The organism is Paenibacillus sp. HB172176 (assembly GCF_011947265.1).
Classification (GTDB): domain Bacteria; phylum Bacillota; class Bacilli; order Paenibacillales; family Paenibacillaceae; genus Pristimantibacillus.
The window spans coordinates 1-12,327 of record NZ_JAATHD010000047.1 but is presented as its reverse complement, the minus strand read 5'-3'; the positions used below and the strand labels follow the sequence as shown (position 1 = coordinate 12,327).

The following is a 12,327-nucleotide window of genomic DNA, read 5'->3' as shown; positions in this document are numbered from 1 at the left end:
TCAGCCGAACAACCTTGCACTGGCTAACCGCGTCGCGGCCACTCCCTTCGGTCGTTTAAGGCAGTGAAGGTTCGTGAATACAAAAACGTTATATGACATTCTCGAAAATCTTAAAAACAATAAAAAGAGAAAAACCAAAAACAAAGGAGAGATTTTTTGGAAATTGAATTCGCTTATGGAGGAATTGTTTTTAACAACGCAGGTCAAGTGCTAATGAGAAGTCCCTTAGGACAATGGGGAGGTTATGTTTGGACCTTTGCGAAGGGCGGGACAGACATTAATGATCGATCACCTGAAGATACAGCTTTACGAGAAGTAAAAGAAGAAACTGGTTACGAATGTAAGATTTTAAAAGCGATTCCCGGCGAATTCAAATCTGAAACTTGTGTAACAAAATATTATCTTATGCAACCAATAAATGACCAATCTGAATTTGATAAGGAAACCCAAGAAGTCAAATGGGTTACAATTGAAGAGGCTTTCGAATTGATTAAAATGACAAAGACGATTATTGGAAGAGAGCGAGATAAAAATGCTTTGATAACTGCATTAAACACGAAAAAGAATTTGTAGGTGAACGCAGGAAGCGAGAACGTCATATAACACCGTATTCACGCTGCGTCGCCTCCGGCTCCTTGGTCCGGCCGAAGTTGGAAGAAGCGGTTTCGAAGAGGTAAATTCAGTATCAGGGAAGCCAATTCAGCCGGACAACCTTGCACAGCCTAACCGCGTCGCGGCCGTTCCCTTCGGTCACTTAAGGCAGTGAGGGTTCGTGAATACAAAAACGTTATCAGAAATTGGGGCAAGTCTTTAAAGTGCAAAGAAATATAAAACCACAAGAAAGAAGGACACGATCTTGCCACATGTTAGAATTAGATGTACCGGTTTAATTATAAAGGACGATTCTATTCTCCTTGTTGAATATGATGACAACGGCATTCATTATAACCTCCCTGGAGGTGGACTTGAACCAGGTGAGACGATTAAAGAAGGAGTTGCAAGAGAGGTTCTAGAAGAAACTTCGGCTGAAGTTACAGTAGGACCTCTTGCCTTAACCTATGAAATGACACCACACAAACAATCAGGAGAGTATAGTATGCAAGATCCTCATGGATTACATCTTATTTTTGAATGCCAATTAAAAGTAAATTCAATTCCAAAGTTACCTAGTAGACCCGATCCGCATCAATCAGCTGTAAAGTGGATTCCAATAGATGAGATTGATTCAATATTACTGTTTCCAAACATTAAGAAAGAAATTAAAGAGTATGTAGAAACCAAAAGAAATATAGAATTAATAGAAGATCATCAATTAGAGAAACAAGTATTTGAAAGAGAATAAAGGGATTTTGGAAGTATATCAAAGATGGCCCCAACATCTGATAACACAGTATTCACGCTGCGTCGCCTCCGGCTCCTTGGTCCGGACCGAAGCTGGAAGAGAACGGCTATAATGAAGCCGTTCTAGTAGCAAGGAAGCCTATTCAGCCGGACAACCTTGCACTGCCTAACCGCGTCGCGGCCACTCCCTCCGGTCGTTTAAGGCAGTGAAGGTTCGTGAATACAAAAACGTTAGACGAAATTAACGAAACCCATATAAAAATCAACAAAAACAAGAATATTTGTTCTGTATCATACGGTGTCTTAATGGTACAATATGGTTAAGACAATCGAATCTTGGGTGGGCATGGTATCCCTTCGAAAGGAGGTGATGCCATGAAAGTAGAAGCAGCAATAACGATCATGTTATTATTTGGATCATTTATTCTTGCCCTACTGACATACATCTCGAATAACTTCAAGAAAAAGTAAGACCCCACCCAAAGGTTGCACGCCCAGGTGAGGTCTATTACCTTTTAACTTAGAAGGGATAAGCCCATCCAAGCCTTTTGTCTGCCGAGTGTTAGCGCACTCGGCTTCTTTAAAAATATGATAACACAATTGGAAAAAGAAGTGAACTTCTAAAGTGCGAATAAGATTGAAAAGAATATAATTAACAACATTAACTAAAACATATCTTGAAGAGAAGAAATTATAAATAAAAACTTGTATAAAGGCGAATAAGTGCATTTGTAGGTATTTCAAGAAGTCGTTAACTTCGTCTAACACAGTATTCACGCTGCGTCGCCTCCGGCTCCTTGGTCCGGACCGAAGCTGGAAGAGAACGGCTAAAATGGAGCCGTTCTAGTAGCAAGGAAGCCTATTCAGCCGGACAACCTTGCACAGCCTAACCGCGTCGCGGCCACTCCCTACGGTCGTTTAAGGCAGTGAAGGTTCGTGAATACAAAAACGTTATAAGAAATCCCCTAAAATTAAATATAGAGGAGCAAAAGAATGAAAAAACAAAAGAATACTGTATGGATCATTCTCGTGATATTAATTATAAGTGGGATCTATAATTATTCTGATAAATCGAAAAGTGATCCAAATGAAACTATTGCTGAACAAGATTCATCGAATGAAACGCAAAAATCCAATTCAATAGAAGACAATGGAAGTATATCTAAGAATACAAATTATGAAGTTGTATATACAATTTCAAATGAGAGATTTGATAAAGGAACTAATTTATATGTATTATTAAACCCTGTGAATTTAGATGAACCAACTAAATTATTTAGCGATATTAAATTGATAATTAATAAATTAATTAAAGAGTATGAACCCAAAACGTCAATTGATTTTTTTGATAAGAAAGAAGTATTAGACCTTGAATATAAATTGTATGGTGATCTTTCTTTAGGCAGAAATACAACACCTGAAGAGAATAAAGAGCGTGAACTTCATATTATTGCAGGATTCTCAGGAGATTTAACAACAGATTTATATTTAAATACCCTGTATTTATTTCCTAGTGCTGATTCTAGTACACCAAAGGTCGGAAAATATGTTTCAATCGAAGAATATAACCCGGAGAAGTAATTATTTAGAAATTGCTACGAAGGCGGGGACATCTTATAACACCGTATTCACGCTGCGTCGCCTCCGGCTCCTTGGTCCGGCCGAAGCATTAAGAAGTGGTTTCGAAGAAGAAGAATCAGCAGCAGGGAAGTTTAATCAGCCGGACAACCTTGCACAGCCTAACCGCGTCGCGGCCGTTCCCTTCGGTCACTTAAGGCAGTGAAGGTTCGTGAATACAAAAACGTTAGCTGAAATAACCGATGTCAAAAACTGAAAGAAGTGATTGAAAGTGATATTTACTTATAGTCTTACCAGCATAGGCTGGGCAGACATTCACCTTAAGATTGCAGAAGAAGAGATTTATATTTTCCCAAGTTACCTATCTGAACCTTTGGTTGATTTAGTGAAGTCAATTGAACAATTAATACCTGAATATGTTCCTGCAGGTGAACTTAAACAACAGGTACAGTTTGATATGGATTCTGAACCAGCAATACATACTTGGAAGATCGATAAAATTAATGAAGATAAAATCGAAATTATAATTAATTGCTATGAAGATGGGATAAAAACTCTTCCTGGGAAACAAGTATTTAAAGGACAATGTTATCTGAATGATTTTATTACAGTAGTAGTTCAATCCATGGAATTATTGCTCGAGAATCATGGATTTATAGGATATCAAAAACAATGGTATGGTCAAGATTTTCCGATAAGTAGTTATCTTCAATTGAAATATTATTCTTTGAATAAAAGCAACTTCCCAACAAAAATTACTAACCCAAATGAATGGATAGAAAAAATTGAAACTGACCTATTTAAAGAAATTAGACTAATAGTAAAAGGAATTTTGTGAGTATTTCAAGAGGTCGGTTACATCAGCTAACACCGTATTCACGCTGCGTCGCTATCGCTCCTTGGTCCGGCCGAAGTAGGAAGAAGAGGTTCCGAAGAAGTAGATTCAGTAGCAGGGAAGCTAATTCAGCCGGACAACCTTGCACAGCCTAACCGCATCGCGGCCGTTCCCTTCGGTCACTTAAGGCAGTGAAGGTTCGTGAATACAAAAACGTTATCTGAAACAGGCTAAGTGCTTAAGAGATGAACAGAATTAACAGAATATTTGAAATTCGGGTATAAAACTCCCTTCATTTAAACAGATTTAACAAGTGAATAGTTCGTTGGTTACTTGTTTCGTTCTAGTTTGCATCAAGCGATTTGTTACGTTTATCGAGTTTAGTTATAGTCTGCAGTTTTTTATTTTTATTAATATCAAGAAACTCTATTCAAGAATTTATGGACAAGGGAACTCCATAAATTTACAATTGAATAGAAACCTGCTAAACCAATTCAGGGCTTCAAATGGAAAGACTCTTTGAAATACGAATTAAATGAAATGATATTAAGAGATATTAAGAGATATTAAGAGATGTTAAGAGATGTTAAATGACAATTTGAAACCAGTTTGAATAAATCCTGAATAGAATGAAAGGAGAATTTGAAAGGGGTTCGAAGAAGAGCCTGCATCAGATAACACCGTATTCACGCTGCGTCGCCTCCGGCTCCTTGGTCCGGCCGAAGCTGGAAGAAGAACGGCTATAATGAAGCCGTTCTAGTAGCAAGGAAGCATAGTCAGCCGGACAACCTTGCACTGCCTAACCGCGTCGCGGCCGTTCCCTCCGGTCACTTAAGGCAGTGAAGGTTCGTGAATACAAAAACGTTATGAGAAATCGGCTAAGAGCATATAAACCAAGAGAATTAACTGAATTTTATATTTATTGGCCATGTGATTGCCATTTTTGATTAAAAACATTTCAAAATATAAGTAAAGATATCGGTTACTCTTATGTGTCTTGAATAGTGGGCGACTGAAGTCACTTCCATCGCATCTAGGCGAAGTGGGGGGTCATATTTAAGCAGATAACGAAAGACTTATACAATAATTCATAGACAGAATCTCTCCACATATTTACAATTGAATAGCAGGTGTTAAATTCGTTAAGTGCATATTATATATGCAAGACCGTTCAGTATCAAAGTCGTATTAGAAGTTATATAAAACATTGTGATATGTTAAGAGATGTTTAAAAATGGAAAGAGATATTAAGAGATATTAAGAGATATTAAGAGATGTTGAAGGACGATTTAAAACAATTTGAATTGAATGAAGGGCGTATTGGGGAGTAACTCGAAGAAGAGCCGACATCTCATAACACCGTATTCACGCTGCGTCGCCTCCGGCTCCTTGGTCCGGCCGAAGCAGGAAGATGTGGTTTCGAAGAAGAAGATTCAGTAGCAGGGAAGCCTAATCAGCCGGACAACCTTGCACTGCCTAACCGCGTCGCGGCCACTCCCTCCGGTCGTTTAAGGCAGTGAAGGTTCGTGAATACAAGAACGTTATGCGAAACTCTTGAAGAGACAATAATTCAATAACAAGTATAATTCTCCATCAGAAGGGTCGATGAATTTTGACAATTCCAATTAAACCAACAATAATTACTATCGCTGCTGTTTCTGGAGGTGGAAAGACCTCTGTAACAAACCAATTGAACCAGGAACTTTCAAATTGCACTGCACTCTACTTTGATGACTATGACTTCAAGGAAAGCCCTAAGGACATTATTGAATGGGTAAACAATGGGGCCGATTATAATGAATGGGATCTTGCTCCATTGATTCAAGATATAAATTCAGTACTTTCAAAGGAAGAACAAATTGATTTTATTATAGTGGATTATCCATTTGCATATTTGAATGATGGAATGAAAGAGTTGATTGATCTTACGATATATATTGATACACCATTAGATATTGCAATGGCAAGACGAATTGTAAGAGATTACTCAGAAAAACCAAATGCTATAAGAAACGATCTTATAAACTATTTAACTAACGGAAGAACAGGATATATAGAAATGATTAGATCAGTAAAACCAAATTCAAACATAATAATTGACGGAAAACTAACTGTAAGAGAAATTACAAACAAGATAATAGAAGAAATAAGAACAAGAATCTTGTGAGTATTACAAAGATGTCAAGAGCTTCGCATAACACCGTATTCACGCTGCGTCGCTATCGCTCCTTGGTCCGGCCGAAGCAGAAGAAGCATATTCGATTGGAGTATATCAGTAGCAGGGAAGTCTAATCAGCCGGACAACCTTGCACTGCCTAACCGCGTCGCGGCCACTCCCTTTGGTCGTTTAAGGCAGTGAAGGTTCGTGAATACAAAAACGTTATAGGAAATCGCAGAAAGGCAAATTAAAGATTAATACAACAGATGAGGTGATTTACATCGGTTATATCATGGAACTGAGAAAGAAATTCGGCAGTCAACCGTTGATTATGGTTGGATCTTGTGTATTAGTCTTTAATGAATCAGGACATTTATTGCTCCAGAAACGATCGGATAGTTACGATTGGGGAACCATTGGAGGAGCGCTTGAATTAGGTGAATCTTTAGAAGAGGCGGCTGCCAGAGAATTATATGAAGAAGCTGGATTAAGGGCTAAATCATTTAAGTTGATTTCAATGCTTTCAGGTTCGGATATGTACTACAAATATCCACATGGAGATGAGATCTATAATGTAATGGCAGTATATGAAGCAGTTGATATTGAAGGACAAGCAATGGTAAATGATGATGAGGGAATGGAATTGAAATATTTTAAACTGGAAGAACCCATAGAGAATATAAACCCTGTAACAAAACTAGTATTAGAAAAAACGGGCTATATAAAAGAATGGTAGAAAGAATAAAGGGACTTGTAAGTTGTTCAAAGAGGTCTGCGACATCCTATAACACCGTATTCACGCTGCGTCGCTATCGCTCCTTGGTCCGGCCGAAGTAGGAAGAAGAGGTTCCGAAGAAGATGATTCAGTGGCAGGGAAGCTAATTCAGCCGGACAACCCTGCACTGCCTAACCGCGTCGCGGCCACTCCCTCCGGTCGTTTAAGGCAGTGAGGGTTCGTGAATACAAGAACGTTATACGACAGATTTAACAAATATATATTTGAAAGATATGAGGGCAAGTTCAATGAAGAAAAAACAGAATATTAGAGAAATTATCTACGTTAGCGGAAACGAAGCAGAGAATAAATGCTTTTATTCATATGGTATTGAATTTCATGAATTTATGGCTTGTATGAATAATAGACCTGAAAACTTAATTTTACTTAAACATGATTTTGATAATGCCGAGTGGAATCAGCTATCTCGATTTGATTATGTAACATCTCAAAGAATCGATGAATTAATTAATGATTACGTATATGGGTATGGAGATTTTTGCTGGGTAGATTTTAATATAGAAGAAGATCTGGATCAATTAACTAACTTACAAATAGCTGAATTATTATTTTTCGGTCATCTTGCAAAACCATTGCATGAGATACCAAAGGTAAGATTTTCCTATTACGCTCATGATGATGGTTGGTTTAACAAACTCTATGTAACAAATATAGAGGAATATGAAATGATGATATCAAAAGTAATTGAATTCAAATTAGAGAAATTGACTAGAAGGACGTTTATTAATATTCCAAGAGATATTTCAAGGGTACTATTGGAATTAACAGAGAAAGGTTTATTTATTAATTTATCAAAGATTAGAAAAGATAATGATATTATTCAAATACCAATAACTGAAGTTGGACATTATCGAGAAATGGATAGCGTTTATGATTTAAAGGATAAAATCACAGAATATAAGATGTGGTTACATTATTCAAAGAATTCGTGGAAGCTTATTCAAGAAGGTTAAATCCGTCGTATAACACCGTATTCACGCTGCGTCGCCTCCGGCTCCTTGGTCCGGACCGAAGCAGGAAGAAGCGGATTCGATTGAAGTATATCAGTGGCAGGGAAGCCAATTCAGCCGGACAACCTTGCACAGCCTAACCGCGTCGCGGCCGTTCCCTTCGGTCACTTAAGGCAGTGAAGGTTCGTGAATACAAGAACGTTATAAGAAATCCCCGCAAAGATTGTAAAGTGAATTCTTAATAAAAGTGGTCTTGAACCCAATGTATAGGTGAGGATCAGGAGCGTATATAAGATCAAATGCGTATATGAAGATCAAGAGCGTATGTAAGATCAAAACGTATATGAAGATCAAGAGCGTATGTAAGATCAAGAGCGTATGTAAGATCAAGAGCGTATGTAAGATCAAGAGCGTATGTAAGATCAAGAGCGTATGTAAGTTCAAAAACGTATGTAAGATCAAAAACGTATATGAAGATTAAGAGCGTATGTAAGATCAAAAGCATATGGAAAATCAAGAGCGTATGTAAGATCAAAAACGTATATGAAGATCAAGAGCGTATGTAAGATCAAAAGCGTATATAGATCAAGAACATATTTGAAAGTGTCACAAGAAGGCGGGGACATCTTATAACACCGTATTCACGCTGCGTCGCCTCCGGCTCCTTGGTCCGGGCCGAAGCAGAAGAAGTGGTTTCGAAGAAGTAAATTCAGTAGCAGGGAAGCCAATTCAGCCGGACAACCTTGCACTGCCTAACCGCGTCGCGGCCGTTCCCTTCGGTCACTTAAGGCAGTGAAGGTTCGTGAATACAAAAACGTTATAAGAAATCCCCGCAAAGATTAGAAAACCTCGAAAGAAAGGATGTGCATAAATTATTAATGTTCAAGATTTTTTGAAACAAATTACTGAATTTATAGCGAATGATGAATTTCATTATATTGATGATCTTATACATTCTCTTGAAATAGATGAACAACTATCAATCCATTCAATTCTTGATCGGGAAACATTAAAGTATTTGACAGAGAATATAGACAAATTGAAGATAAACGATTCCGTTAAAGAGCATATTCTTTGGTCATTTTACAGTGAAATGGAATGGACAGATGAATTATTGGTTACCTTGATTGAAGTGTATTCAGTGGATAGATATATAGCTGTTGAGAGTATAATTGTAAATGCTATAAAAAGCGATGTGATTCAAAACAGTCAGATCGACAAAATTATAAAATCATTTGAGAATAAAGAAATACCGAAACAATTGTATTTGAGAACCATAAGAATGAAACTAAAGGACGAGCAGATATTATCACAGACAGAGCTTAAAACCCTTTTAGATTTTAGAGGATATGAATTAATAGAAAAAGCCCTTGATAAAGAGCTTATAACCGGTAAAGGGATAGAACTTATTGAAAATCCTAAGCCAGGGGAAAAGGATAGAAAATGGAAAGAAAGACTATATAGAAAGTCAAAAAGTAATATAAAACAAGAGTTTTGAGTAAGGCTTCGAGGGCGGGGACATCTTATAACAAAGTATTCACGCAGCGTCGCCTCCGGCTCCTTGGTCCGGACCGAAGTAGGAATAGAACGGCTATAAGGAAGCCGTTTAAGTTGCATGGAAGCCTATTCAGCCGGACAACCTTGCACAGCCTAACCGCGTCGCGGCCGTTCCCTTCGGTCACTTAAGGCAGTGAAGGTTCGTGAATACAAAAACGTTATCAGAAATCGTCGAAGATCTAAGAAAAGGGGACAAATTTATGAACCGTATTCTTATTTTAGGTTCTGGTGGTTCAGGAAAATCAACCCTATCACAAAGATTAAGTAATATACTCAATCTTCCAGTCGTTCATTTAGACCGGTATTTTTGGAAGGCAAATTGGGTGCCAACTCCCAATGAAGAATGGGACCAAATTGTTGAAAATTTCACAACTGAAAAAGAATGGATTATTGATGGAAATTACTCAAGAACTATGGATACCAGGATAAAGCATGCTGATCTAATTATTTATTTAGACATGTCGAAGTGGCTATGTTTGTATCGAGTACTCAAACGAAGAGTGATGTATCATAAGAAAACTAGACCTGATATGAACGAGGCGTGTCAAGAAAAATTAGATTGGGAATTTTTTAAATGGATTTGGAATTATAGAAAAAGAAGTAGAATGAAAACGATAACTAAACTTGAACAAATTAAAAACGAAAAACAAATTATAATATTGAAGAATAGAAAAGAAGTAAGGGAATTAATAAATAAATTAGAGAGTACGAAAGGATTTTGAAGGTGAACTCAAGAAGTCGACGACATCTGATAACACCGTATTCACGCTGCGTCGCCTCCGGCTCCTTGGTCCGGACCGAAGCTGGAAGAGAACGACTATAATGAAGCCGTTCTAGTAGCAAGGAAGCGAATTCAGCCGGACAACCTTGCACTGCCTAACTGCGTCGCGGCCACTCCCTACGGTCGTTTAAGGCAGTGAAGGTTCGTGAATACAAAAACGTTATAGGAAATTCCGGCAAGATCATAAAGGAGAAGTTTCATGAATATCAGTTTTAAACTTTTAGATGTTAAACGTGATGAAATTCCTTATGATCTGCTGTTACTTGCAGATCCATCTAAGATATTAATCGATGAGTATATCAATAAGGGGTTTTGTTATTTAGCCTTTAATGGAATGGAAATAGTTGGACAATTCGTATTAATACAAAGTTATACAAAAACCTATGAGATAGTAAATATATCAGTTAAAGAAGAACATCAGGGTAAAGGGATTGGTAAGCAATTAATAGAAAAGGCAATAGATCAAGCCAGGAAACTAAAAGGTAATATAATTGAAGTTGGTACTGCAAATACAAGTATATATCAATTAATATTCTATCAGAAATGCGGATTTAGAATTGTAGGAATTGATAAAGATTTTTTTATAAGAAAATATGAAGAAGAAATATATGAGAATGGAATACAATGTAAAGACATGATAAGACTGAGTAAAGAACTTTGAGAGTAGATTCAAGAAGGCCGGAACATCCTATAACACCGTATTCACGCTGCGTCGCCTCCGGCTCCTTGGTCCGGACCGAAGCTGGAAGAGAACGGCTATAATGAAGCCGTTCTAGTAGCAGGGAAGCAAATTCAGCCGGACAACCTTGCACTGCCTAACCGCGTCGCGGCCACTCCCTCCGGTCGTTTAAGGCAGTGAAGGTTCGTGAATACAAAAACGTTATAGGAAATCAGCGTAAAGCGTAAATCAATACAATATCAATTCAATTAGGAGTCACAATATGTCTCGTTTATTGACTGTTAGTAGAATAAAAACAAAAATTCAAAATACTGAAGTCACAACAGTAGTTTTAAGTCAAAAAGATATTAAGATCAAAGTCAGAGAAGAACTTGGTCATGTGCTTTTGGTTGATGCAAATGACTGTTCTGAAATGTTTTTATTAGCTAGTTTATTTGAGCACGCTATGCGAACACACGATATACTTTATTTTAGACGTGAAGATGATTTAAGTTGTGATTTATTTGTTTTCAATGGTGCAATCACACCATTAAATCAAAAACATTTAAGGGAAATCAAATCATCTATTAAGTACACTAAACCAGAAACTTATAATATCAAATTGTTAGATTCACATGATGAATCGATATGGGATACTTGGCAACGATGGAAATACGATGAGCAATTAAGAGTTAAAGCGAGTAAGGATCTCGCCATTATTAATTCTTCACAGCTTGGATTTGAATTATTAGTTCAAAACTGTGCATACCTTGCAAGTTCTTATTCGGGGCATTCACATTTTGACTGGCACTCAACAAAGAAATCTATAGAACTAATTATAAGAAATATAGAACGTAACAAATAAATAAGATATCTTGAAAGAAATTCGAAGATGACGCTGACATCCTATAACACCGTATTCACGCTGCGTCGCCTCCGGCTCCTTGGTCCGGACCGAAGCAGGAATAGAACGGCTATAATTAAGCCGTTCTAGTAGCAGGGAAGCCAATTCAGCCGGACAACCTTGCACTGCCTAACCGCGTCGCGGCCACTCCCTCCGGTCGTTTAAGGCAGTGAAGGTTCGTGAATACAAAAACGTTATACGACAGACCGAAGCCAGTAATATATTTAAGATCCAAATCATTATTACTTGAGGTGATGTGAAATTGTCTCTTCGTTTGCAAAGTGCTGAAAACTCTGATCTGAAAATATTGGCTGAAATGAACAAGCAGCTAATTGAAGATGAGAACAGTTCAAACCCAATGGGAATGCAGGAATTAGAGCAAAGAATGTCTGACTTTCTTAAAGACTCTTGGGAAATTGATTTAATCATGAATGATACGGTCATAATTGGATATGCGTTATATCAATATCAAAATGTACAAGGCAAAGAAGATGACAAACAAGTATATATAAGACAATATTTTATAAGGCGAGAATTTCGTAATATGGGATATGGAATTGCTGGAATAGAATTATTGAAGAAGACACGCTTTACTGACTTAACCAAGATTGAAATCGATGTATTAGAATCGAATCCCAAAGGACAAAGATTTTGGGAGAAAGTAGGATTTAAACGATATCCTGAATCCGTGATGCCTTCGTTGCGGTCTCTACTAGGATCTCCGAATTATGGAAAACGAGTTTTGAAATTTAGTCTATTCCGTCATTCA

Annotated in this window: 14 protein-coding genes; 13 read left to right on the top strand and 1 reads right to left on the bottom strand. The window is 37.5% G+C overall.

Features of this window, described 5'->3' with window-relative positions; translation table 11 throughout:
• Window positions 1–156 precede the first annotated feature (156 nt).
• From HFP08_RS28440 to HFP08_RS29635, 3 genes are all read left to right on the top strand, one after another.
• Entirely contained in the window at window positions 157–573 is a 417-nt protein-coding gene (locus HFP08_RS28440) for an NUDIX domain-containing protein (RefSeq protein WP_168124010.1), read from the top strand.
• A 283-nt stretch (window positions 574–856) separates the two neighbouring features.
• A complete protein-coding gene (locus tag HFP08_RS28435) occupies window positions 857–1,342 on the top strand; it encodes an NUDIX domain-containing protein (RefSeq protein WP_206109341.1) in 486 nt (161 codons plus the stop codon).
• A gap of 374 nt (window positions 1,343–1,716) precedes the next feature.
• Complete coding sequence (locus tag HFP08_RS29635) at window positions 1,717–1,812, top strand: putative holin-like toxin (RefSeq protein ID WP_346768772.1); 96 nt, start codon at window positions 1,717–1,719, stop codon at window positions 1,810–1,812.
• Here HFP08_RS29635 and HFP08_RS28430 read toward each other — a convergent pair.
• A complete protein-coding gene (locus HFP08_RS28430; RefSeq protein WP_168124002.1) occupies window positions 1,774–2,118 on the bottom strand; it encodes a hypothetical protein in 345 nt (114 codons plus the stop codon). The two genes, HFP08_RS29635 and HFP08_RS28430, sit on opposite strands and share 39 nt — an antisense overlap.
• Before the next feature lie 216 nt (window positions 2,119–2,334).
• Between HFP08_RS28430 and HFP08_RS28425 the strand changes: the two genes are divergently transcribed.
• The 10 genes from HFP08_RS28425 to HFP08_RS28380 form a co-directional block, all read left to right on the top strand.
• Window positions 2,335–2,922 (top strand): hypothetical protein, encoded by a 588-nt coding sequence (locus HFP08_RS28425; protein WP_168124009.1) that lies wholly within the window; start codon window positions 2,335–2,337, stop codon window positions 2,920–2,922.
• 268 nt (window positions 2,923–3,190) lie between these two features.
• Window positions 3,191–3,757: a hypothetical protein gene (locus tag HFP08_RS28420; protein ID WP_168124008.1), complete on the top strand. Its 567-nt coding sequence runs from the start codon at window positions 3,191–3,193 to the stop codon at window positions 3,755–3,757.
• Window positions 3,758–5,372: 1,615 nt separating this feature from the next.
• The gene (locus HFP08_RS28415) at window positions 5,373–5,921 is read left to right on the top strand and encodes a nucleoside/nucleotide kinase family protein (protein WP_168124013.1); all 549 of its coding nucleotides are present in this window, start codon (window positions 5,373–5,375) and stop codon (window positions 5,919–5,921) included.
• A 271-nt stretch (window positions 5,922–6,192) separates the two neighbouring features.
• Window positions 6,193–6,648: an NUDIX hydrolase gene (locus HFP08_RS28410; protein ID WP_168124012.1), complete on the top strand. Its 456-nt coding sequence runs from the start codon at window positions 6,193–6,195 to the stop codon at window positions 6,646–6,648.
• A 287-nt stretch (window positions 6,649–6,935) separates the two neighbouring features.
• Window positions 6,936–7,661: a hypothetical protein gene (locus HFP08_RS28405; protein ID WP_168124007.1), complete on the top strand. Its 726-nt coding sequence runs from the start codon at window positions 6,936–6,938 to the stop codon at window positions 7,659–7,661.
• Window positions 7,662–8,550: 889 nt separating this feature from the next.
• A complete protein-coding gene (locus tag HFP08_RS28400) occupies window positions 8,551–9,156 on the top strand; it encodes a hypothetical protein (protein ID WP_168124006.1) in 606 nt (201 codons plus the stop codon).
• Window positions 9,157–9,358: 202 nt separating this feature from the next.
• Window positions 9,359–9,937 (top strand): DNA topology modulation protein, encoded by a 579-nt coding sequence (locus tag HFP08_RS28395; RefSeq protein ID WP_481856633.1) that lies wholly within the window; start codon window positions 9,359–9,361, stop codon window positions 9,935–9,937.
• Between the two features lie 258 nt (window positions 9,938–10,195).
• A complete protein-coding gene (locus HFP08_RS28390; RefSeq protein ID WP_168124005.1) occupies window positions 10,196–10,657 on the top strand; it encodes a GNAT family N-acetyltransferase in 462 nt (153 codons plus the stop codon).
• 280 nt (window positions 10,658–10,937) lie between these two features.
• A complete protein-coding gene (locus HFP08_RS28385; RefSeq protein WP_168124004.1) occupies window positions 10,938–11,519 on the top strand; it encodes a hypothetical protein in 582 nt (193 codons plus the stop codon).
• A gap of 301 nt (window positions 11,520–11,820) precedes the next feature.
• Window positions 11,821–12,327, top strand: a 507-nt coding sequence (locus HFP08_RS28380; RefSeq protein ID WP_168124003.1) for a GNAT family N-acetyltransferase, incomplete at its 3' end; no start/stop codon positions are given.